Source organism: Enterobacter cloacae complex sp. P18RS (assembly GCF_014982105.1).
GTDB lineage: Bacteria > Pseudomonadota > Gammaproteobacteria > Enterobacterales > Enterobacteriaceae > Enterobacter > Enterobacter hormaechei_C.
In genome coordinates this window covers 558,618-580,046 of sequence record NZ_JADCKV010000006.1, presented here as the reverse complement: position 1 = coordinate 580,046, position 21,429 = coordinate 558,618, and the positions used below count along the sequence as shown (strand labels likewise).

General features: G+C 54.5%; 23 protein-coding genes. 14 read left to right on the top strand and 9 right to left on the bottom strand.

The window, feature by feature from the left end; genetic code table 11:
- Positions 1–4 precede the first annotated feature (4 nt).
- The 5 genes from rsxG (at position 5) to gstA (ending at position 4,779) form a co-directional block, all read left to right on the top strand.
- A complete protein-coding gene (gene rsxG, locus INF61_RS05190) occupies positions 5–625 on the top strand; it encodes an electron transport complex subunit RsxG (protein WP_193547570.1) in 621 nt (206 codons plus the stop codon).
- A gap of 2 nt (positions 626–627) precedes the next feature.
- On the top strand, positions 628–1,314 hold the full coding sequence (locus INF61_RS05185) for an electron transport complex subunit E (protein WP_003857592.1): 687 nt from the start codon (positions 628–630) through the stop codon (positions 1,312–1,314).
- Positions 1,311–1,946 carry an endonuclease III gene (gene nth, locus INF61_RS05180; RefSeq protein WP_193547569.1) on the top strand — a complete coding sequence of 212 codons (636 nt, stop codon included), beginning with the start codon at positions 1,311–1,313 and terminating at the stop codon, positions 1,944–1,946. Before INF61_RS05185 ends, nth begins: the two co-directional genes overlap by 4 nt.
- Positions 1,947–2,559: 613 nt before the next feature.
- Positions 2,560–4,068, top strand: a complete 1,509-nt coding sequence (gene dtpA / locus INF61_RS05175; protein WP_003857596.1) for a dipeptide/tripeptide permease DtpA — start codon at positions 2,560–2,562, stop codon at positions 4,066–4,068.
- 105 nt (positions 4,069–4,173) lie between these two features.
- Complete coding sequence (gene gstA / locus INF61_RS05170; RefSeq protein WP_193547568.1) at positions 4,174–4,779, top strand: glutathione transferase GstA; 606 nt, start codon at positions 4,174–4,176, stop codon at positions 4,777–4,779.
- A gap of 90 nt (positions 4,780–4,869) precedes the next feature.
- Here the strand turns inward: gstA and pdxY are convergent, their stop codons facing one another.
- The 5 genes from pdxY to anmK all read right to left on the bottom strand — a co-directional run bounded on the left by pdxY (position 4,870) and on the right by anmK (position 9,452).
- The gene (pdxY, locus tag INF61_RS05165; protein ID WP_015570669.1) at positions 4,870–5,730 is read right to left on the bottom strand and encodes a pyridoxal kinase PdxY; all 861 of its coding nucleotides are present in this window, start codon (positions 5,728–5,730) and stop codon (positions 4,870–4,872) included.
- A 66-nt stretch (positions 5,731–5,796) separates the two neighbouring features.
- Positions 5,797–7,071, bottom strand: coding sequence for a tyrosine--tRNA ligase (tyrS, locus tag INF61_RS05160; RefSeq protein ID WP_017384594.1), 1,275 nt, complete (start codon positions 7,069–7,071; stop codon positions 5,797–5,799).
- 125 nt (positions 7,072–7,196) lie between these two features.
- Positions 7,197–7,853 (bottom strand): pyridoxamine 5'-phosphate oxidase, encoded by a 657-nt coding sequence (gene pdxH / locus INF61_RS05155; protein WP_003857601.1) that lies wholly within the window; start codon positions 7,851–7,853, stop codon positions 7,197–7,199.
- A gap of 57 nt (positions 7,854–7,910) precedes the next feature.
- Positions 7,911–8,234: a C-type lysozyme inhibitor gene (gene mliC / locus INF61_RS05150; RefSeq protein ID WP_015570672.1), complete on the bottom strand. Its 324-nt coding sequence runs from the start codon at positions 8,232–8,234 to the stop codon at positions 7,911–7,913.
- A 93-nt stretch (positions 8,235–8,327) separates the two neighbouring features.
- Positions 8,328–9,452 carry an anhydro-N-acetylmuramic acid kinase gene (gene anmK / locus INF61_RS05145; RefSeq protein WP_022650944.1) on the bottom strand — a complete coding sequence of 375 codons (1,125 nt, stop codon included), beginning with the start codon at positions 9,450–9,452 and terminating at the stop codon, positions 8,328–8,330.
- Positions 9,453–9,707: 255 nt separating this feature from the next.
- Between anmK and slyB the strand changes: the two genes are divergently transcribed.
- Both slyB and INF61_RS05135 read left to right on the top strand, forming a co-directional pair.
- A complete protein-coding gene (gene slyB / locus INF61_RS05140) occupies positions 9,708–10,175 on the top strand; it encodes an outer membrane lipoprotein SlyB (RefSeq protein ID WP_003857604.1) in 468 nt (155 codons plus the stop codon).
- A gap of 192 nt (positions 10,176–10,367) precedes the next feature.
- Entirely contained in the window at positions 10,368–11,732 is a 1,365-nt protein-coding gene (locus INF61_RS05135; RefSeq protein ID WP_023303565.1) for a GGDEF domain-containing protein, read from the top strand.
- A 35-nt stretch (positions 11,733–11,767) separates the two neighbouring features.
- On the opposite strand, the gene slyA is transcribed toward INF61_RS05135, so the two are convergent.
- Positions 11,768–12,208: a transcriptional regulator SlyA gene (gene slyA / locus INF61_RS05130; protein ID WP_006808997.1), complete on the bottom strand. Its 441-nt coding sequence runs from the start codon at positions 12,206–12,208 to the stop codon at positions 11,768–11,770.
- 187 nt (positions 12,209–12,395) lie between these two features.
- Here slyA and INF61_RS05125 point away from each other — a divergent pair, with 187 nt between their 5' ends.
- From INF61_RS05125 to INF61_RS05115, 3 genes are read left to right on the top strand one after another with little or no spacing between them, the layout of a single operon-like run.
- Positions 12,396–12,632: a DUF1656 domain-containing protein gene (locus tag INF61_RS05125; protein WP_003857607.1), complete on the top strand. Its 237-nt coding sequence runs from the start codon at positions 12,396–12,398 to the stop codon at positions 12,630–12,632.
- A gap of 2 nt (positions 12,633–12,634) precedes the next feature.
- Complete coding sequence (locus INF61_RS05120) at positions 12,635–13,495, top strand: HlyD family secretion protein (protein ID WP_026094311.1); 861 nt, start codon at positions 12,635–12,637, stop codon at positions 13,493–13,495.
- A complete protein-coding gene (locus tag INF61_RS05115) occupies positions 13,495–15,528 on the top strand; it encodes an FUSC family protein (RefSeq protein ID WP_193547601.1) in 2,034 nt (677 codons plus the stop codon). The genes INF61_RS05120 and INF61_RS05115 overlap by 1 nt, the downstream gene beginning before the upstream one ends.
- Here INF61_RS05115 and sodC read toward each other — a convergent pair.
- The 3 genes from sodC to INF61_RS05100 all read right to left on the bottom strand — a co-directional run bounded on the left by sodC (position 15,507) and on the right by INF61_RS05100 (position 17,291).
- Positions 15,507–16,025, bottom strand: a complete 519-nt coding sequence (gene sodC / locus INF61_RS05110) for a superoxide dismutase [Cu-Zn] SodC (RefSeq protein WP_023303563.1) — start codon at positions 16,023–16,025, stop codon at positions 15,507–15,509. The genes INF61_RS05115 and sodC overlap by 22 nt on opposite strands.
- An 81-nt stretch (positions 16,026–16,106) precedes the next feature.
- Positions 16,107–17,003 carry an aldo/keto reductase family oxidoreductase gene (locus INF61_RS05105; protein ID WP_045142537.1) on the bottom strand — a complete coding sequence of 299 codons (897 nt, stop codon included), beginning with the start codon at positions 17,001–17,003 and terminating at the stop codon, positions 16,107–16,109.
- A gap of 48 nt (positions 17,004–17,051) precedes the next feature.
- On the bottom strand, positions 17,052–17,291 hold the full coding sequence (locus INF61_RS05100; RefSeq protein ID WP_017384600.1) for a DUF1289 domain-containing protein: 240 nt from the start codon (positions 17,289–17,291) through the stop codon (positions 17,052–17,054).
- 147 nt (positions 17,292–17,438) lie between these two features.
- On the opposite strand from INF61_RS05100, the gene eptA reads away from it, so the two are divergent.
- The 4 genes from eptA to gloA all read left to right on the top strand — a co-directional run bounded on the left by eptA (position 17,439) and on the right by gloA (position 21,363).
- Positions 17,439–19,064, top strand: a complete 1,626-nt coding sequence (gene eptA, locus INF61_RS05095) for a phosphoethanolamine transferase EptA (protein ID WP_032619787.1) — start codon at positions 17,439–17,441, stop codon at positions 19,062–19,064.
- Between the two features lie 41 nt (positions 19,065–19,105).
- A complete protein-coding gene (locus INF61_RS05090; protein WP_017384602.1) occupies positions 19,106–19,705 on the top strand; it encodes a TetR/AcrR family transcriptional regulator in 600 nt (199 codons plus the stop codon).
- 53 nt (positions 19,706–19,758) lie between these two features.
- A complete protein-coding gene (locus INF61_RS05085) occupies positions 19,759–20,856 on the top strand; it encodes an alkene reductase (RefSeq protein ID WP_015570682.1) in 1,098 nt (365 codons plus the stop codon).
- Between the two features lie 99 nt (positions 20,857–20,955).
- Entirely contained in the window at positions 20,956–21,363 is a 408-nt protein-coding gene (gene gloA / locus INF61_RS05080; RefSeq protein ID WP_047717824.1) for a lactoylglutathione lyase, read from the top strand.
- Positions 21,364–21,429 lie beyond the last annotated feature (66 nt).

Here is a 21,429-nt window from a genome sequence, read left to right as displayed (position 1 = left end):
CGCCATGCTAAAAACAATGCAAAAACACGGCGTTACGCTGGCGATCTTCGCTGCCGCCCTCACCGGGCTGACCGCGCTGGTAAATGAACTGACGAAAACTACCATTGCAGAGCAGGCAATGAAGCAGCAAAAGGCGCTGTTCGATCAAGTGATCCCATCCGACCTCTACGATAATGATCTGCAAAAAAGCTGCTTTGTCGTGCAGGCTCTGCAGCTCGGTAAAGGACCCCATCGCGTTTATATTGCCCGCAAGGGTGATAATCCCGTGGGTGCCGTCATGGAAGCCACCGCGCCGGACGGTTACTCCGGTGCGATTCAGCTGCTGGTTGGCAGCGATTTTTCCGGCACCGTGCTGGGCACGCGCGTGACGGAACATCACGAAACGCCGGGCCTTGGCGACAAAATTGAAACACGCTTAAGCGACTGGATCTTACACTTCGCCGGAAAGATGATTCATGGTGAAGACGATCCTGCTTTCGCGGTGAAAAAAGATGGCGGCGAGTTTGACCAGTTCACGGGTGCCACGATTACCCCACGCGCGGTGGTCAACGCCGTCAAGCGCGCCGGGCTGTATGCCGAAACGCTGCCCGCGCAGATCAATCATCTTTCCACCTGTGAGGAGTGACCATGAGCCAGGTTAAAGAGGTTATCGTCCAGGGTCTCTGGAAGAACAACTCCGCGCTGGTACAGCTGCTGGGGCTGTGTCCGCTGCTGGCGGTGACGTCTACCGCCACCAACGCGCTCGGGCTGGGGCTGGCGACCACGCTGGTGCTCACCCTGACTAACTTTTCCATTTCTGTTTTGCGCCGCTGGACGCCGTCGGAAATCCGTATTCCGATCTATGTCATGATCATTGCGTCGGTGGTCAGCGTGGTGCAAATGCTGATTAACGCCTACGCATTTGGCCTGTACCAGTCGCTCGGGATTTTCATTCCGCTTATCGTGACTAACTGTATTGTCGTAGGCCGCGCTGAAGCCTTTGCGGTGAAAAACAATCCGGCCATATCCGCGCTGGATGGTTTTTCCATCGGCATGGGCGCGACTGCCGCCATGTTCGTCCTCGGCTCTCTGCGTGAAATTTTGGGCAACGGTACGCTCTTCGACGGTGCGGACGCGCTGCTTGGCGGCTGGGCGAAGTCGCTGCGTATTGAGGTGTTCCATACGGACACTCCGTTCCTGCTGGCCATGCTGCCGCCTGGCGCCTTCATTGGCCTTGGGATGATGCTGGCGTTAAAATACCTGATTGATGAAAAACGTAAACGCCGCGCCGCTGAGCGCAGCGTACAGGAAGGGATCCCCGAGAAAGCAGTATGAATAAAGAGAAACGCATTGCGATCCTGACGCGCCTGCGCGATGAGAATCCTCATCCTACGACAGAGCTGAACTTTAACTCGCCGTTTGAACTGTTGATCGCGGTGCTGCTCTCTGCACAGGCGACGGACGTGAGCGTCAACAAAGCCACGGTCCTGCTCTACCCTGTCGCCAATACGCCGCAGGCCATGCTGGAGCTGGGCATTGAAGGTGTGAAATCCTATATCAAGACCATTGGCCTGTTTAACAGCAAGGCCGAAAACGTCATTAAGACCTGCCGGATCCTGCTGGAGCAGCACGGCGGTGAAGTCCCGGAAGACCGCGCTGCGCTGGAAGCGTTGCCGGGCGTCGGGCGTAAAACGGCAAATGTGGTGCTGAACACGGCGTTTGGCTGGCCGACTATCGCCGTGGATACCCATATCTTTCGCGTCTCTAACCGTACCCGGTTCGCGCCGGGTAAAAACGTGGAAGAGGTGGAAGAGAAGCTGTTAAAAGTGGTCCCGGCGGAATTTAAGGTGGACTGCCACCACTGGCTGATCCTGCACGGACGGTATACCTGTATTGCCCGTAAGCCACGCTGCGGTTCCTGCATTATCGAAGATCTCTGCGAATACAAAGAAAAAGTCTATCCCTGAGCGTAAACCACTTTACTTCTTACCTGTTCAAGCCCTTAAAATTAACAAGGGCTCTGATATCTTCCCGATTGACCATAAATTGCTCTCTCTTTCGCCTTTACGCATTGTCGTTTCTTCGGTCATTTAACACTCAAACAGGTTAATAGTTTTTTCATCACCAAAAATTTCTATACATCTGTGATCGCGATCACTCTGATAACCTGATGTTGGATTTTTGTTGTTAAAACCCGCCCAACCCCTTTGTCAGGCAAGAATTCATCGACTCCACGCCGCACATAAGACCAGTCATTTTTCAGAATATGGGCTATATCACTGCTAATCACCCAAAATAGCAGAACATATCGCCATACAGCCATTAAACAGGGTCGTTTACAGTGAAAAAAACCATCAATTTTGAACGGATGAGATTTAACGCTATATAACATTTGCATGAACCGATGATTATACCGCCAGAGTTATATGTAACAGATTATTACAAACGTATTGCCAGATGGGGCTGGATAGTGAACATTACCCGCCGTTTCCCCTCCCAATATAACTATAAAGCGGATGGACTACGGTCATCACGCTATGAACACCCCCGTTAATATGGGATGTAAAAAAAGAGGTATATGTGTCTACTGCAAACAATAAACCAACAGATGAGAGCGTAAGTCTTAACGCTTTCAAACAGCCTAAAGCGTTCTATCTCATTTTCTCGATCGAATTATGGGAACGTTTTGGCTACTACGGCCTGCAAGGGATCATGGCGGTTTACCTGGTTAAACAACTGGGTATGTCTGAAGCCGATTCCATCACCCTGTTCTCTTCCTTCAGCGCCCTGGTGTATGGCCTGGTCGCTATCGGCGGCTGGTTAGGCGATAAAGTTCTCGGTACTAAACGTGTCATTATGCTGGGCGCCGTTGTTCTGGCGATTGGCTATGGGCTGGTTGCCTGGTCCGGGCACGATGCAGGTGTGGTTTACATGGGCATGGCTACCATCGCGGTAGGTAACGGCCTCTTCAAGGCGAACCCGTCTTCCCTGCTCTCTACCTGCTACAGCAAAGATGACCCGCGTCTGGACGGTGCATTTACCATGTACTACATGTCCATCAACATCGGCTCCTTCTTCTCTATGCTGGCAACCCCATGGCTGGCCGCCAAATTCGGCTGGAGCGTAGCGTTTGCGCTGAGCTTCGTGGGTATGCTGATCACCGTTGTGAACTTCCTGTTCTGCCGTAGCTGGGTTAAAGATTATGGTTCAAAACCAGACTTCGAACCCGTGCACATGGGCAAACTGCTGGCAACCATCGTCGGCATCGTGATCCTGGCCGCTGTCGCCACATGGCTGCTGCATAACCAGGGCGTAGCACGTGCCGTACTGGGCGTGGTTGCGCTGGGTATCGTGATTATCTTCGCGAAAGAAGCCTTCGCGATGCAGGGTGCGGCACGTCGTAAGATGATTGTGGCGTTCATTCTGATGCTGGAAGCGATCATCTTCTTCGTTCTGTACAGCCAGATGCCAACGTCTCTGAACTTCTTCGCTATCCGCAACGTTGAGCACTCCATCCTCGGTATCGCGTTCGAGCCGGAGCAGTATCAGGCCCTGAACCCGTTCTGGATCATGATTGGTAGCCCGATTCTGGCCGCTATCTATAACAAAATGGGCGACCGTCTGCCTATGCCGCACAAGTTCGCTATCGGTATGGTGCTGTGCTCTGGCGCATTCCTGGTGCTGCCGCTCGGGACGAAATTCGCCACCGACGCGGGTATCGTGTCTGTTAACTGGCTGATCCTGAGCTATGCGCTGCAATCTATCGGTGAACTGATGATCTCCGGTCTGGGCCTGGCGATGGTTGCGCAGCTGGTCCCTCAGCGTCTGATGGGCTTCATCATGGGTAGCTGGTTCCTGACCACCGCTGGCGCGGCTATCATCGCAGGTAAGATTGCGAATTTGATGGCGGTACCAGACAACGTTACCGACCCGCTGGTTTCCCTGAATGTCTACGGCACCGTGTTCATGCAAATTGGTATCGCGACCGCCGTGATTGCCGTGCTGATGCTGCTGACCGCACCTAAACTGAATCGTATGACCCAGGACGACGACAAATCCGCTAAAGCGATCAAAACCGCGAACGCGTAATGTCATCGGGAAACGACTGAACAGAAGCCGCTAATTGATTAGCGGCTTTTTTTTTATCCGAACGCGCACTAACATAGCTGGAACCTCAGCAAAAAGGAGTTACCGATGAAACTGTTCTATAAACCGGGCGCCTGCTCTCTTGCTTCCCATATTACGCTTCGCGAGAGCGGTAAAGATTTCACGCTGGACGGCGTTGACCTGATGAAAAAGCGTCTGGAAAACGGGGATGACTTTTTTGCGATTAACCCAAAAGGCCAGGTTCCGGCCCTGCTGCTGGATGATGGCACCCTGCTGACCGAAGGGGTGGCGATTATGCAATTCCTGGCGGACAACGTACCGGATCGTCAGCTCCTTGCCCCCACCGGCAGCATTGCGCGTTATAAAACGCTGGAGTGGCTGAACTATATTGCCACCGAACTGCACAAAGGCTTTACGCCCCTGTTCCGCCCGGACACGCCGGAAGAGTACAAACCTACCGTGCGCTCGCTGCTGGAGAAAAAGTTGCAGTACGTTAACGACGCGCTGAAAGACGACCAGTGGATCTGTGGCTCGCGTTTCACCATCGCCGATGCCTATCTGTTTACCGTTCTGCGCTGGGCGCGCGCGGTTAAGCTGAACATGGAAGGATTAGACCATGTCGCATCGTATATGACGCGCGTGGCGGAGCGTCCTGCGGTGGCAGCGGCGCTGAAAGCGGAAGGATTGAATTAACCGAGCGACCTGGATTGCCGGGTCGCGCTGACGCTTACCCGGCCTATAAATTCCGTAGGCCCGTGCAAGCGCAACGCCGCCGGGCGTTTTCTAAAGCTGCGTTGCGCTAAAATAGTGCTCCGGCTTCGCGATGCGATCCTGCGCCGCGACGACCTGGAGCTCATATTCCTGCATCGTCTTCGTCGCAATCATGATTTCATAAACGGCTGCGGTGACGTGCTCCAGCGCATCGCGCAGGCTCGCGCCCTGCAATAGCTTCACCAGCAGCAAACCGCTGGTCACATCCCCGACCCCGACAGGCTGACGTGCACCGAAATCCACCAGCGGTCGACTGATATGCCAGGCTTCATCCTTCGTCACCAGCAGCATTTCAAAACGGTCCTGGCTCAACCCTGCGCGTGCCAGGTGCTTAACCAGCACAATCTCTGGCCCCTGGGCGATCAGCTCGCGAGAGGCGCTTACAGCCTCTTCTACGCTGTTGACCGGATGCTCGCACAGGATCTCAAGTTCAATCAGGTTGGGGGCAATAATATCGCTGGCGGGCAATGCATGACGGACATGAAACTCCGCAACGCCCGGCGCTACGATGCAGCCTTTTTCCGGATGTCCCATCACCGGATCGCAGAAATATTTCGCCGCGGGGTTTGCCGCTTTCACCTGGCGCACAATGCCGAGGATATGTTCCCCCTGCTCCGCCGAACCCAGATATCCGCTCAGTACGGCATCGCAGCGTTTAAGCTGGTCGATATCCGCAATCCCCTGAACGATTTCCGTCAGATGCGACGGCGGCATTACGCAGCCGGTCCATTTACCGTACTGGGTGTGATTCGAGAACTGGACGGTATTGAGGGGCCAGACGTTAACGCCGAGGCGGCGCATCGGAAATTCCGCAGCGCTGTTGCCAGCATGTCCAAACACAACGTGGGACTGAATGGCGAGGATGTTCTTCATGTTGTACTTACCAAACCCTGTCAAAACAAAAGGGGCGTGGTTTCCCACGCCCCTGCATACTTTTAATTACTTCCAGCAGACCAGGCAGTAATTTTTCTTACCGCGACGCAGCAGCGTGTAGCGACCATAGAGACGGTCGTTCTCGGTAAAGGTGTATTCCGGATCGGCCTGTTTTTCGCCATTAATGGTGATCGCGTTAGAGGCGATGGTTTTACGCGCCTGACCGCGAGACGGCTGGAGCTCGGAGTCCACCAGCGCCTGCATCAGATCGGCGCCTTTTTCCATCTCAACCATCGGCACGCCATCCTGCGCCAGCTGTTCGAAATCCGCTTCGCTTAAATCGCTCAGGGTTCCGTTGAACAGGCTAGCCGTAATGCGCTTCGCCGCCGCCAGACCTTCTTCGCCGTGAACCAGTTTAGTCACTTCGTCCGCCAGCACGTACTGGGCGCGTGGTGCTTTACCGCTGTTCTTGTCTTCTTCTTCCAGCGCATTGATTTCTTCGATATCCATAAAGGTGAAGAACTTCAGGAAGCGATAAACGTCGGCATCCGCCGTGTTGATCCAGAACTGGTAGAACTTGTACGGGCTGGTTTTCTTCGGATCCAGCCATACCGCGCCGCCTTCGGTCTTACCGAACTTGGTACCGTCGGCTTTGGTGATCAACGGCACGGTCAGACCAAACACCTGATTCTGGTGGAGGCGACGGGTCAGATCGATACCGGAGGTGATGTTACCCCACTGGTCGGAACCGCCAATTTGCAGAGAGACGCCGTGCAGCTTGTTCAGGCAGGCGAAGTCATACCCCTGCAACAGGTTGTAGGAGAACTCCGTGAAAGAGATACCCTGATCGTCACGGTTAAGACGCTGCTTTACTGCTTCTTTGTTAATCATCTGGTTAACAGAGAAGTGTTTGCCGATGTCACGCAGGAACGTCAGCACGTTCATGCCACCAAACCAGTCGTAGTTGTTCGCCGCAATCGCAGAGTTGTCACCGCAGTCGAAATCCAGGAACGGTGCAACCTGTTTACGGATCTTATCCACCCACTCCTGCACGGTGTCTTCGGTATTCAGCTTACGCTCAGCGGCTTTGAAACTTGGGTCGCCAATCAGACCGGTCGCGCCGCCAACCAGTGCGACAGGCTTATGGCCGGCCATCTGGAAGCGTTTCAGGCATAACAATGGAACAAGATGCCCCAAATGCAAGCTGTCAGCGGTGGGATCGAAGCCGCAATAGAGCGCGATCGGGCCTTGCGCCAGTCGCTCTGCTAACGCTTCCTCGTCCGTCACCTGGGCCACGAGGCCCCGCTCTTGCAATTGTTTAATCAAGTTACTGCTTGCCATCAAATTCTCCATGTATAAACGACTGCACCTTTGCCGGTACACGACTTTTCGCCTGATGCGAAAGGACCATAGAATAAAGCGCCAGCGCGGTGTGCGCTAGCGCTTAAATCAACAAATTTTGGGGATTACGGGGCCAGTCTGTCGATTTTCCAGCCACCGTTGTCGCGTTGGTATAAAAAGCGGTCGTGCAGGCGGTGTTCACCGCCCTGCCAGAATTCCATCTGCTCAATGGGGATGCGGAACCCGCCCCAGAAACTCGGCAGCGGTACTTCACCCTGCTGAAACTTCTGTTTGAGTTCGAGGAATTTACTTTCCAGCACACCGCGGGCTGAGATTCGGCTGGACTGTTTAGAGACCCAGGCGCCGATCTGACTGTCGCGCGGGCGACTGTGGAAATATTTTACCACTTCGAGCGTAGAGAGGCGCTCCGCCTTGCCGGTGACCATCACCTGGCGCTCCAGCATATGCCACGGGAAGAGCAGGCTAATACGCGGATTATTTTCAAGGTGATGCGCTTTACGACTGCCAAGATTGGTGTAGAACACCAGCCCTTTCTCGTCATAATGCTTGAGAAGAACGATGCGTTGATACGGCTGACCATTTTCATCAACCGTGGCAACGACCATTGCCGTCGGGTCAGCCAGTTTCGCTTCGCAGGCCTGCTTCAGCCAGCGTTCAAAAAGCACCAGCGGTTCGGCGGGAAGATCCTGGCGGCGCAGACCGCCTTTGGTGTATTCACGGCGCAGATGCGCAATTTGCTGTAGTTCGTCGTTATCTGACATGGCGTTAGCTGAAAGTGAGATTGGGTGGCGCTATTGTGCGCGCCCCCTTCAAAAATCTCAACGCTTCGGATTTTCAAGCTGACAATTGTTCAGCACAATGCGGTCACGCTTGTAGACGGTGGCGCTGTCGCCTTTCGACCAGAAGACGTAGATCCCGTCTGAGTAGCGCGCACCGGAGGCCGACATTCCCTGCTTCAGCGTTAACAACTTATTGTCATAAACAAAGCTGGCTTCCTGATGCGGGTTGTTCAGCTTCACCGTCAGCGGTTTTTCATCACAACGATATTCCAGCGTATCGGTTTGCATACGCTCAACGAACTGGTTATAGACGCTGCATCCGGTCATAAGAAAAGGTACAGCAATGAGAAGAAGTTTTTTCATGGGCAGATTCCGAAGACTATCCTGGTCCTGGAGGGCCTAACCGCCCTCCTGTTTTTCCCTATTTTACGGGTTACGCCTCCCGCTGAATTTCAGTTAACTCTGATTATGGCGCGGGTTTGCGGGGAAAATGGCCCCAAGGACGCTCGCCTCCCGCGCACCGGTTACGGAGGGTAAATTCCCCGGCAGACCGGCAACCGTACGCCAGGCAAGCCAGGCGAAGGCCAGCGCTTCCATATCGTCTCCGCTGATCCCGGCTTCATCAGTGGTCGTGACTTCGGTGCCTGGCAGCAAGGCGGCGAGGCGTGCCATCACCAGCGGGTTGCGGCTTCCGCCTCCGCATACCAGCAAGCGCTCACATCCGCCGCTCAGCAACACCTGTTCAGAAATCGATACCGCGGTGAGCTCCGTCAGCGTAGCCTGCACATCCTGAGGCGCAAGGCCGGGGAAGCGCGCCAGCTGACGTTCAAGCCAGCCGTAGTTGAAATATTCCCGCCCCGTGCTTTTCGGCGCGGGCAGAGCAAAGAAAGGATCGCTTAACAGGGTTTGCAGCAAGGGAAGGATCACTTTCCCCTGGCTGGCCCACTGCGCGTCTTTGTCGTAGGCTTTGCCGCTCTGACGCCAGATCCAGGCATCCATCAGCATATTACCGGGTCCGGTATCGTACCCCCGCACGGGCTGCCCGGGAATAAGCATCGACAGGTTGGCGATCCCGCCGATGTTCAGGACCATCCTGCGCTCTACCGGGTGCGCCAGCAGTGCCTGATGAAATGCCGGAACCAGCGGCGCCCCCTGCCCGCCGAGGGCCATATCGCGACGACGGAAATCACCCACCACCGTCACGCCGGTTTTTGCCACAATCTGGTTGTTATCGCCAATTTGCATCGTGTGCGGCGCCTCGCCGACAGGTTCATGCCAGACGGTCTGCCCATGGCAACCTATTGCCACGATATCCTGCGGGTGGAGTCTTTCCTGCTGCATCAGGGCCAGTACCGCATCAGCAAACAGCGCCCCCAGACGCACATCCAGTTGGCCCAGTTGGGAAAGCGTCAGCTGTTGCCCCTGGCAGATGTTCAGGATCTCTTCTTTTAACGAGACCGGAATTGGCCAGGTCAGGCTTGCCTGCTGCGCCACCATGTTTTCATCAATGGCGGCCAGAACGACATCCACACCGTCAAGACTGGTACCAGACATCACACCGATATAGCGACCCGATTTCATGCGCTTTCCTTACGTTACATGGGCTAAGTGCAAACACTCCATCATAAATAACGCGGCTTTGCTATGCGGTGATAATAATTTTTAACAATCTCAGACCTGTAGCACAGGCGATGTTTGTTTATGTCCCGTTAAGCCCTGTTCAGGTAAAATTTATCTATTCGGCATGCAAAGATATGAACTGTGGTCAGGAATGCCATATAATTTAACCATAACGGATGCCCCAACCGGGCGTTTTTTGGTGAACAGGAGAGTCAAATGATTTTACGTGTACTGGGCGTTTCGCTGATTGGTTTAACACTGGCGGGTTGTGTGAATGACAGTTCACTCTCCGGCGACGTATATAGTGCTTCTGAAGCTAAACAGGTACAGAACGTGACATACGGTACTATCGTTAATGCCCGTCCTGTTCAGATTCAGGGTGGCGATGACACGAACGTGGTGGGCGCAATCGGCGGTGCTGTGCTGGGCGGTTTCCTGGGTAATACCATTGGCGGCGGCACCGGACGTTCTCTGGCGACCGCAGCGGGCGCAGTTGCAGGCGGCGTAGCGGGTCAGGGCGTTCAGGGTGCGATGAACAAAACTCAGGGCGTTGAGCTGGAAATCCGTAAAGACGATGGCAGCACTATTATGGTTGTGCAGAAACAGGGTAACACCCGCTTCTCTGCTGGTCAGCGTGTTGTTCTGGCAAGCAACGGCAGCCAGGTCACCGTCTCCCCGCGTTAATATCCTGATGGATGTGGTCTTTCAGACCGCATCCATTTACCAAAATCATCATTCCTAATAATATATTGGCACAATATATTCACATGGTGAATTATTCATTTCACCTGTTCTTGTCCGTGCGCAAAGTATTTTTTATTTCCCTCGTTTAGACTCTTCGCAATCTCTTTTTCTTTTTTAATTTTTAAATTCTCTATGCTTGCGATCTGTCGATTTGTAAAGAACCGCTTTGTGGCCTTCGCGCTTGGATGCATTGTTATCATTGCCGTATTACAAGCTTTTTTTATAAAACTTGTTGAATGGGTTCCTTCGTTTTCACCTTTGTTTTTCCCTACGCTGACGATATTTCTTCTGGTGTTTCATCTGTTTATTGCCTGTTTTATGGCAATGAAATACTGGTGCGACAGAAGGCGATTATATCTTGTTCCCATTGCCCTGGCCTTTGCCGGCTCAGCGTTATTGATGGTGGGGACTCTGTCCAGCTTCCCGGCCTGGCTTGATCTCTATCAGTTCAACGTGGCGAACTATAATGACGCCATGATTTTCTATATGTTCCGCCACTTTTTAATGGCGGTGCTGATAATCATCTCGGCATTGCTGTATACCCTGCGTACGTCCGCTCTCTCACGAAGCACCCACATCGGTATCGTTGTCGGCGCCTCGCTCTTTACGGGCAGTATGCTTGGGCTGGCATTATTCTATTCCAGCCATTCAACCCTGCTCACACTGGACCTGGTAGACAATGAAACCCGACAGTTTATGGTTCTCTGGAGCCAGGCGATTAATATCATTTTGATCGTCCTGTGGGTAGTAACGTTAATCACCCTGATGGCCATTACCCGCGTGAGGAATTTGTTTTGGGTCGGCGGCAATTTTTTATGCGTCTGTTATATCGTCACCCTGCTCATGCTATTGTTAGGCGGACACGCTGAAGATATTTCATGGTACCGGGCACGGTTATTCGAAACTGTCGCTACATTAATCATTATCTTCATCTTACTTTCCGATGTATTTAATTTGTATCGTGACTCGCATGTAAAATATCAGGAGTCTTATCAAAACTCGATCCGCGATCCCCTCACCCGTCTGTATAATCGTAGCTATTTCTATGATTCATTAAACCACGCGCTGAGTACAGCAACCCTGGCGCACCCGGTATCGGTGATCGTGAGCGATCTTGACCGTTTCAAACGCATTAACGACTGCTACGGCCATTTGCAGGGGGATAAGGTTTTACAGTTTGTCTCAAACCTGTTGACCGATTCAGTGCGACCGCAGGATATCGCAGCGCGGATCGGCGGCGAAGAATTTGTGCTCATGCTGACAAATACCCCTTCCGATCTTGCGCAACAGGTTGCCGAACGCATACGTCTCAAATTGAGCGGTTTCGACAACGTCAGCAGCGGCGGTTATCTCCCGGAACCGATAACTATCAGTATGGGGGTATTCACCGCCACCTCGCCGGAGACCAGCGCTGAAACCTGTGTGGAAAGCGCGGATAAAGCCATGTACGAGGCAAAAGAGACGGGCCGCAACCGGGTGGTGGTGTTCAGAACATGACAAAGGCCTTGCACCAGCAAGGCCTGTGAATAACGTCAGTCGCGCGACTGTAAATCGTGGATGTTTTGTTCAAGACGGGCGATGAGTCCGATCAGCATCTCCAGCTCAGCGGGGGAAATACCGGCCAGGATCTCCCCTCGCGTTTTACTGATGACGGTCTCCATCTCAGTAATAATCGGGGCCGCTTTTTCCGTCAATTTAATCCGCTTGGCGCGACGATCGCTGGCGCAGGTTTGTCGGGAGATGAGTCCCTTCTCTTCCAGCTGGTCAAGGGTACGCACCAGAGAAGGCTGCTCAATACCAATCGCTTTTGCCAGTTGGATCTGTGACTGATCGGGCGGGAGCTGATGAATGTTATGCAGCGTAACCCAGTGCGTCTGCGTAAGTTCCAGAGGTTTCAGGCGATGGTCAATCAGAGCACGCCAGATGCGTACCAACCTTGCCAGATCAGAACCTAATGGCGATTCCAATTTCATCTCCTTATAATTAGCTTGCTAAGTGATTATAGTGATTTTAGAATAGTTTGCAGTATTTGTATTGCCAAAACAAATGCAATCACGGTATTCATCATTCCTTAAAGGATGATTTACACTGAATGGTAATTCGCCATCGCATTGAAATCTGCCAATGTGGCCCTCATTCCACCGCAAAGGATCGCTGCTTGTGACGTTGTTTTCCTTCTCCGCAGGGTTGCCCCTCCAGGATTTGATTGTTGGCGCATCGGTCTACTTTCCGCCACTGTTTAAAGCCGTGATGGTCGGTTTTGTAATCTGGCTCATTGCGCATCGTCTGCTGCGCGACTGGATGTATTCCGGTGAAATCTGGCACCCGATGTTAATGGATCTCTCCCTGTTTACCCTCTCCGTCTGTCTTGGCCTTGCCGTGTTAACCGTGTGGTGAGAATAGCATTGAAAACGTTAAAATATTTTTCCACTCTTTTCGTTTTAGCGCTGGCGGTGATGGCCGGCTGGTGGCTCTGGAATTATTACATGCAGTCGCCCTGGACGCGTGACGGCAAGATCCGCGCGGAACAGGTCAGCATCACGCCACAGGTGTCCGGCAGTATCAGCGCGCTGCTGGTGAAGGACAACCAGTACGTTCATGCGGGCGATGTGCTATTCCGTATCGATGAGACCCCTTTCCACATTGCGGTGCTTAATGCCCAGGCGCAGCTCGCAAAAGCTCAATCAGATCTGGCAAAAGCCAATAACGAAGCCGAACGCCGCCGCCATCTGTCGAGAAATTACATCTCTGCGGAAGATCTTGATACCGCCAATATCAATGTAAAAGCCATGCAGGCCAGCCTGAAGGTTGCAGAGGCAACGCTGAAACAGGCCGAGTGGCAACTGACCCAGACCATGGTCAAAGCCCCGGTGGATGGATGGATCACGAGCCTGTCTACCCGTGTGGGTGATTACGCCACCACAGGCCAGCCGGTCTTCGCCCTAGTCGATAGCCACTCTTTCTATGTTGTAGGTTATTTTGAAGAGACCAAGCTGCGCCATATCCGCGAGGGAGCGCCTGCCCGGATCACGCTTTACAGCGGCGCAGAAACGTTACAGGGTCACGTTAGCAGCATAGGTCGGGCAATATACGATCAGAGCGTGGAAACCGATTCTGGCCTGGTGCCTGACATCAAACCCAACGTCCCGTGGGTGCGCCTGGCTCAGCGGGTGCCTGTTCGCGTCGAGTTTGATCAACTGCCGAAAGACATTACCCTGGTCTCTGGCACAACCTGCACCGTCGCCATCGGATCGCGATGATGAACCTGGGGGCTTTCTCCTGGCGCAATACGCCGTGGATAAAAGCGACACGGCCGCAGTGGCGTTACGCGCTGCGCAACGGCATCGCCATGTGCCTTGCGCTTACGGTTGCCTATTATCTGAATCTGGATGAGCCTTACTGGGCGATGACCTCTGCGGCGGTCGTCAGCTTCCCTACCGTCGGGGGCGTTATCAGTAAAAGCCTCGGGCGCGTGGCGGGTAGCCTGCTGGGGGCAACCGCCGCACTGCTTCTTGCCGGCCATACCCTGAACGATCCCTGGCTCTTTCTGTTAAGCATGTCGGCATGGCTGGGGCTGTGTACCTGGGCCTGCGCCCATTTTACCAATAACGTTGCCTATGCGTTTCAGCTGGCGGGTTACACCGCGGCCATTATCGCCTTTCCGGTCGTCAACGTGCTGGACACCACCGAGCTGTGGGATATCGCCCAGGCACGCGTGTGTGAAGTGATGGTCGGCATTCTGTGCGGGGGCGTCATGATGATGATCCTGCCCAGTACCTCAGATGGCACTACGCTTATCACCGCCCTTAAAACGATGCACGCACGTTTGCTGGAACATGCCAGCCTGCTCTGGCAGCCTGACAGCAGCGATGACATCCGCCTCGCGCACGAAAAGGTCATCGGCCAGATCCTGACCATGAACTTGTTGCGCATCCAGGCTTTCTGGAGCCACTACCGTTTTCGTCGCCAGAACACGCTTCTGAACTATTTACTGCACCAGCAATTGCGGATGACGAGCGCGATCTCGAGCCTTCGCCGGATGTTGCTGAACTGGCCTGCACCGCCAGCCCATACCCGGGAGATTATCGAGGCGCTGCTCGCCGCTCTTGCGCGTCCGGATGCCGATATCTATACCGTGGCCCGCATTATCGCGCCGCTCGCCCCAACGGATGAATATGACTACAGGCACCGTGCCTTCTGGCAGCGTCTGAACTATTTCTGCCGCCTGTATCTGCGCAGCAGCCGCTGGTTAAAAGCCGTCGAGAATGCCACGCCCGTCACCGAATTTTCCGTTCCCGGTAGTCCTGCTCTGGCGCGCCATACCGACGCAATGGAGGCGCTGTGGAGCGGTTTTCGTACGTTTTGTGCGTTGACGGCCGTGGGCGCATGGGCCATCACCACGCAATGGGATGCGGGCAGTGCGGCCCTGACGCTTGCGGCAATCAGCTGCGTGCTCTATTCCGTCGCCGCTTCCCCCTTTTATTCCCTTACGCTTCTGCTGCGTACGCTGGTACTGCTGTCGCTATTCAGCTTCGTGGTGAAATTTGGTTTGATGGTGCAGATAACCGACCTCTGGCAATTTCTGCTGTTTCTCTTCCCGCTATTAACCAGCATGCAGTTGCTCAAACTGCAAATGCCTAAACTGGCCGGTCTGTGGGGTCAGTTGATTGTTTTTATGGGCTCATTTATCTCTGTAACGAATCCACCGGTTTACGATTACGCTGATTTTCTCAACGACAACCTGGCGAAGATCCTCGGCGTAGGGCTGGCGTGGCTGGCTTTCGCTGTGCTACGCCCGGGCTCGGACGCGCGTAAAAGCCGCAGGCATATTCGGGTGTTGCGCAGGGGTTTTGTCGATCAGCTGAGCCGCAGGCCGCATCTGCGCGAAAGCGAGTATGAATCGCTGGTTTACCATCATGTCAGCCAGCTGAACAACAGCCAGGATTCACTCTCCCGTCGCTGGCTGCTGCGCTGGGGCGTGGTGCTGTTAAACTGTTCGCACGTGGTGTGGCAACTGCGCGCCTGGGAGACGCGTTCCGATCCGCTGTCGCAGGTCCGTGATAACTGTATTTCCATGCTCCGAGATGTGATGAGCGAGCGCGGGGTGCAGCAGCGCCCCCTGAGCGTCACGCTCGCCGAGCTTCAGCGTATTTGCGACGCGCTGGCGCACCATCATCAGCCTGCGGCCCGCGATCTGGCGTCCATTATCTGGCGGCTGCACTGCTCCCTGTCACAGCTTGAACAGGCGCCGCCACCCGGAACGATTGGCGATCAGATCACCCCGCAGGCATAGCGCGCCCCGCCGCCGCCAAGCGGTTTAGGCTGATCGGACATGTTATCGCCGCCCACGTGGACCATCAGCGCCTTGCCTTTGACCTCGTCAAGCTTTTTGAGTCGTGGCGCCACAACCGGATCGGTGGCTTTACCATCGTTATTTACCACCAGCACCGGCAAATCGCCGAGGTGCCCCATCCCTTCCGGGCCTTCATGCTTACCGGAGTTGTGCGGGTCGAGATGCCCCCCTGCGGCTTCCGCAGCTGTTGGTTTCCCCTCTTTCATCGCGGGTTGACAGCTGCCTTTGGCATGAACGTGAAAACCATGTTCGCCGGGTGGAAGAGCCTTGAGATCGGGAGCAAATTCCAGCCCTTTATCGGTTTCGGTGATTTTCACCGTCCCGATGGACTGGCCTACCCCCTGAGAAGTGACGAGATTCATTTCAACGTCCTCGCTGGCTGCCTGCGCACCTGCACAAACAACCAGCGTAACCATTGCCAGAGCAAAACGCTTCATAAGACCTCCACGGGTTATTTTTTGCACCTTAAGTCTATACCAGCGGCGCAGATTTCACCGGAAAGTCAGGTTCAGGCGTGCTCAGGGTACGTCGTAGCCCAGCGCCGCCTTGCGGATGCGGAACCACTGCTGACGCGTCATATCCAGCTCCTCAGCCACAAGCGCAGCGCGGACGCGCTCAATTTTGCCGGAGCCAATAATTGGCAGCGGTTTAGACGGCAGGCGCAGGATCCAGGCGTAAACCACCTGCTCGATACTCTCCGCATTCAGTTCGCGCGCCACCGTTTCAAGCTCGTTACGCAGCGGCTGGAATGCCTCATCGTTAAACAGGCGGCCGCCTCCCAGACAGGACCATGCCATTGGACGGATGCGCAGCTGTTGCATTTGGTCGAGCGTGCCATCCAGCAGCAGCGGCTGATGAACAGGCGAGATCTCCACCTGATTCGTCGCCAGCGTAAACGGCAGGCGAGACTGCAATAGCGCAAACTGTGCCGGGGTGAAGTTAGACACGCCAAAATGGCGCACTTTGCCGCTCTGGTGAAGCGTCAGGAAGGCTTCCGCGACCTCATCCGCATCCATCAACGGATCGGGTCGGTGGATCAGCAGCAGGTCGATACGATCGGTGGCCAGGTTAATCAGTGACTGCTCGGCGCTTTTAACGATATGCGCGCTGTCAGTGATGTAATGCCCAAGCGCATGCTCCGGTTTTGCTGTGGTGGCAATACCGCATTTGGTCACAATCTCCATACGTTCACGCAGCGCCGGCGCACGCTTCAGCGCTTCGCCAAAGGCAGCCTCGCACTGATAGCCGCCATAAATATCAGCGTGATCGACGGTGGTGATCCCGAGATCGAGATGCTCTTCTATAAAGTCCGCCAGCTGGACCGGAGACATATTCCAGTCCATAAGGCGCCAGTAGCCCATAACAAATCGGGAGAATTCCGGGCCCTGCGGGGCAAGGGTAATACGCTGAACCATAACATTTTCCTCAAGGAAGTCATGTCACCAGTATACGCAATTACCCTGCTAAAACAGTGAAGGTTGCTGAGGTTCTTCGCTTTCAACCGCTTTGTTTGCACGAATTTTACGCAGCAGACGCTGTCGACAGAGCCGTAAGACCTCCTGCTTTTGCGCGTCGCTGAAATTTTGCCAGTTAAAACGTTCATCGCGCGTGCGCATGCAGCCACGACAGTATCCTCGTTCATCTACCTGGCAAATACCCCGGCACGGGCTCTGGACAGGGAAAAACTCCAGTTGCTCTGCCACACCTACCTCCAGAACGTCATTATTCCCTACAGTGAAGACCCTAAATGGCTTACATGCAAGGATGACCCCCACATACAGAGCATTAAGGTTTCGCTAATCTTCCCTTCTTATACTCGCCGCATTGATATAACGAATGGTCTGGTCATCATGTGGTTCACTAAAAAGTTACACTGTAACGATATAAAATTTACTCTGGGCTGTGCACTTTTCTTCACCGTACTGAATGCACTGTTTATCCAGCGCAGCTGGTCAATCATTGCGCCTGCGCATCTGCACGATCTCCTGTTTGCTGCCAGCGTGCCGCTGGTGCTGTTCTGCGGCTGGGTGATTGTCTTCAGCCTGCTGAATATTCCCTTTATTCGCAAGCCGCTCATGATTGTCCTGACCCTGGGATGCGCCGCCGCAACCTGGTTTATGTATACCTATGGCACGGTTATCGATCAGAACATGATTGTGAACGTGTTCGAAACTAATTCCCAGGAAGCGACTGCTCTGGTGACGCCGCAGATGATCCTGTGGCTGGTCGTTGCAGGTCTGGTTCCATCGATTATTTTAGCCCTGACGCGCATTCGCACCGGAAAATGGTGGTATGCCCTCCTGACGCGTGTCGCCGCTATGCTGGGTGCGCTGCTGGTAATCATCCTGGTCGCGGCGGTGTTTTATAAAGACTATGCTTCTCTGTTCCGCAATAACAAAAGCATCGTCAAAATGGTTACCCCGGCGAATTACGTGAGCGCCGTGGTGAAATACAGCAAAATGCGCTGGTTTGCCGGCGACCAGACGCTGGTCCGCATTGGCGAGGATGCTCATAAAGGCGCGCTGATTTCCAGCCAACGCAAGAAAACCGTGCTGATTGTGGTGGTGGGCGAAGCCTCCCGCGCCGCAAACTACTCGTTAAATGGTTACCCGCGTGAAACCAACCCCGAGCTGAAAAAGCAGGATGTCATCAACTTCCCCCAGGCCTCCTCCTGTGGCACGGAAACCGCCGTTTCCGTCCCCTGCATGTTCTCCGGCATGACGCGGAAAAAATATGACGCGGACCTCGCCCATCACCAGGAAGGTCTGCTCGATGTACTTAACCATGCCGGTTTCAACCTGCTGTGGCGCGACAACGACGGCGGGTGTAAAGGCGCCTGCGACCGCGTGCCGCACACGGATATGACCCAGTGGAAACTGGATCAGTTCTGTAAGGACAAATCCTGTATCGACGACGTCAACCTCTACCGTCTGGACAACGTACTGGATGGAATAAAGCAGGATACGGTTCTGGTTATTCATCTGATGGGCAGCCACGGTCCGGCCTACTACAACCGTTATCCGGACAGCTTTCGCAAGTTCACCCCAACCTGCGATACCAATGAAATTCAGGATTGCGATCATCAGTCGCTGATCAATACCTATGACAACTCGATTTTGTATACCGACAGCGTGGTCAGCCGAACCATCGACGCGCTAAAAGCCCGGCAGGCCAACATGAACACGGCGCTCATTTACCTCTCCGATCACGGTGAATCGCTGGGCGAAAGCGGAATTTACCTGCACGGTACGCCGTATATGCTGGCCCCGGAGCAGCAAACGCATATTCCGTTTATGTTCTGGCTCTCCCCGGATTATGCGAAAAACTTCGGCGTAAACACGGATTGCCTGCGTGACCATGCCGCAAAAGAGGCGGTTTCACAGGACAATTTATTCGCCACCGTTCTGGGCATGATGGACGTGAAATCAGCGGTTTATCAACCGCAGCTGGATATTCTGTCGCAATGTCGTCGCTAAGCGGGCTTGCATTAGACCGAACGGTCTATTAGAGTAAGGGCATGAGCAGACACACTGAACACGATACACGAGAACATTTGCTGGCTACCGGCGAGCGTCTTTGCATGCATCGCGGGTTTACCGGTATGGGGCTGAGCGAGTTGTTAAAAACCGCTGAAGTACCTAAGGGATCGTTTTATCACTATTTTCGATCCAAAGAGGCGTTTGGCGTTGCCATGCTGGAGCGGCACTACGCCAGCTACCATCAGCGCCTGGCAACCCACTTCGCCAGCGGTGAAGGTGACTACCGGGATCGTGTTCTGAACTACTATCAGGAAACGCTGACGCAGTTCTGTCAGCAGGGCATCATCAGCGGCTGCCTGACGGTAAAACTGTCTGCCGAAGTGTGCGATCTCTCCGAAGATATGCGCACCGCAATGGATAAAGGGGCCAGCGGCGTTATTGCCCTGTTGGCTCAGGCGCTGGAGAGCGGGCGCAATGAAAAAACGCTCTCCTTCTCCGGCGATCCGCTCACGCAGGCACAGGTGCTCTATTCCCTCTGGTTAGGCGCCAACCTGCAAGCAAAAATGTCTCGCAGCGCCGTGCCGCTCGAAAGCGCGCTGGCGCATGTGAAAAACTGTATTACCGCGCCTGGCGTGTAGCCGGCGTTTTTATTTACCCTTTTACTAGTCGACTGGTCTACTCAGGAGCCGTTATGTCCGCTGAAAAGCTGTTTACCCCACTGAAAGTGGGTGCCGTTACTGCCCCAAACCGCGTGTTTATGGCCCCACTTACCCGTCTGCGCAGCATCGAGCCGGGCGATATCCCAACGCCATTGATGGGTGAGTATTACCGCCAGCGCGCCAGCGCGGGCCTGATTATCTCCGAAGCCACGCAGATTTCTGCTCAGGCAAAAGGCTACGCCGGTGCACCGGGTCTGCACAGCCCGGAACAGATCGCCGCGTGGAAAAAAATCACCGCAGGCGTGCATGCTGAAGATGGCCGTATTGCGGTTCAGCTGTGGCACACCGGTCGTATCTCACACAGCAGCATCCAGCCTGGCGGTCAGGCGCCGGTTTCTGCCTCTGCCCTGAACGCCAATACCCGCACTTCCCTGCGCGATGAAAACGGTAATGCGATCCGCGTCGACACCACCACGCCACGCGCGCTGGAGCTGGACGAGATCCCGGGTATCGTGAATGATTTCCGTCAGGCCGTCGCCAACGCCCGTGAAGCGGGCTTCGACCTGGTTGAGCTGCACTCTGCGCACGGTTACCTGCTGCATCAGTTCCTGTCCCCGTCTTCCAACCAGCGTACCGACCAGTACGGCGGCAGCGTTGAAAACCGCGCGCGTCTGGTGCTTGAAGTGGTGGATGCTGTCTGTAATGAGTGGAGCGCAGACCGCATTGGTATTCGTGTCTCCCCGATCGGTACTTTCCAGAACGTCGACAACGGTCCGAACGAAGAAGCAGACGCGCTGTATCTGATTGAAGAGCTGGCGAAACGCGGTATCGCCTATCTGCACATGTCCGAGCCGGACTGGGCAGGCGGCAAGCCTTACAGTGAAGCCTTCCGTCAGAAAGTGCGCGAGCGCTTCCACGGCGTGATTATCGGGGCGGGTGCGTATACGGCAGAGAAAGCCGAGGATTTGATCGGTAAAGGCCTGATCGACGCCGTGGCCTTTGGCCGTGACTACATTGCTAACCCGGATCTGGTTGCCCGTTTGCAGAAAAAAGCCGAACTGAACCCGCAGCGCCCTGAAAGCTTCTATGGCGGCGGCGCGGAAGGTTATACCGACTACCCTTCACTGTAATCCCGCTTTGTACATTGATAGCGGCGACCTTTCGCCGCTATACTAAAACATCGTTCCTGTTCAAAAAGATAATCCATTCCACTGGTTAATGAGGAAATTATGCGCCTACTTCACACCATGCTGCGCGTTGGCGACCTGCAACGTTCCATCGATTTCTACACTAACGTTCTGGGCATGAAGCTGCTGCGCACCAGCGAAAATCCGGAATATAAATACTCCCTGGCGTTTGTCGGTTACGGCCCGGAATCTGATGAAGCGGTCATCGAGCTGACCTACAACTGGGGCGTGGACAGCTACGAGCTGGGTACAGCTTACGGCCACATCGCGCTGGAAGTGGGTAACGCCGCCGAAGCCTGCGAACGTATCCGCAGCAATGGCGGTAACGTCACCCGTGAAGCCGGTCCGGTTAAAGGCGGTACCACCGTAATTGCGTTTGTGGAAGATCCGGACGGTTATAAAATCGAACTGATCGAAGCCAAAGACGCTGGTCGCGGACTGGGCAATTGATCCCGCAGGGCGCACTTTGCGCCCGTTGTTTTGCTGCATCCCCTCTCAAAATTTGCCATAATGCGC

Coding starts and splice junctions, on each gene's coding strand:
- rsxG (WP_193547570.1), top strand. CDS start 5: ATGCTAAAAACAATGCAAAAACACGGCGTTACGCTGGCGATCTTCGCT.
- INF61_RS05185 (WP_003857592.1), top strand. CDS start 628: ATGAGCCAGGTTAAAGAGGTTATCGTCCAGGGTCTCTGGAAGAACAAC.
- nth (WP_193547569.1), top strand. CDS start 1,311: ATGAATAAAGAGAAACGCATTGCGATCCTGACGCGCCTGCGCGATGAG.
- gstA (WP_193547568.1), top strand. CDS start 4,174: ATGAAACTGTTCTATAAACCGGGCGCCTGCTCTCTTGCTTCCCATATT.
- pdxY (WP_015570669.1), bottom strand. CDS start 5,730: ATGAAGAACATCCTCGCCATTCAGTCCCACGTTGTGTTTGGACATGCT.
- tyrS (WP_017384594.1), bottom strand. CDS start 7,071: ATGGCAAGCAGTAACTTGATTAAACAATTGCAAGAGCGGGGCCTCGTG.
- pdxH (WP_003857601.1), bottom strand. CDS start 7,853: ATGTCAGATAACGACGAACTACAGCAAATTGCGCATCTGCGCCGTGAA.
- mliC (WP_015570672.1), bottom strand. CDS start 8,234: ATGAAAAAACTTCTTCTCATTGCTGTACCTTTTCTTATGACCGGATGC.
- anmK (WP_022650944.1), bottom strand. CDS start 9,452: ATGAAATCGGGTCGCTATATCGGTGTGATGTCTGGTACCAGTCTTGAC.
- slyB (WP_003857604.1), top strand. CDS start 9,708: ATGATTTTACGTGTACTGGGCGTTTCGCTGATTGGTTTAACACTGGCG.
- INF61_RS05135 (WP_023303565.1), top strand. CDS start 10,368: ATGCTTGCGATCTGTCGATTTGTAAAGAACCGCTTTGTGGCCTTCGCG.
- slyA (WP_006808997.1), bottom strand. CDS start 12,208: ATGAAATTGGAATCGCCATTAGGTTCTGATCTGGCAAGGTTGGTACGC.
- INF61_RS05115 (WP_193547601.1), top strand. CDS start 13,495: ATGAACCTGGGGGCTTTCTCCTGGCGCAATACGCCGTGGATAAAAGCG.
- sodC (WP_023303563.1), bottom strand. CDS start 16,025: ATGAAGCGTTTTGCTCTGGCAATGGTTACGCTGGTTGTTTGTGCAGGT.
- INF61_RS05105 (WP_045142537.1), bottom strand. CDS start 17,003: ATGGTTCAGCGTATTACCCTTGCCCCGCAGGGCCCGGAATTCTCCCGA.
- eptA (WP_032619787.1), top strand. CDS start 17,439: ATGTGGTTCACTAAAAAGTTACACTGTAACGATATAAAATTTACTCTG.
- INF61_RS05090 (WP_017384602.1), top strand. CDS start 19,106: ATGAGCAGACACACTGAACACGATACACGAGAACATTTGCTGGCTACC.
- INF61_RS05085 (WP_015570682.1), top strand. CDS start 19,759: ATGTCCGCTGAAAAGCTGTTTACCCCACTGAAAGTGGGTGCCGTTACT.
- gloA (WP_047717824.1), top strand. CDS start 20,956: ATGCGCCTACTTCACACCATGCTGCGCGTTGGCGACCTGCAACGTTCC.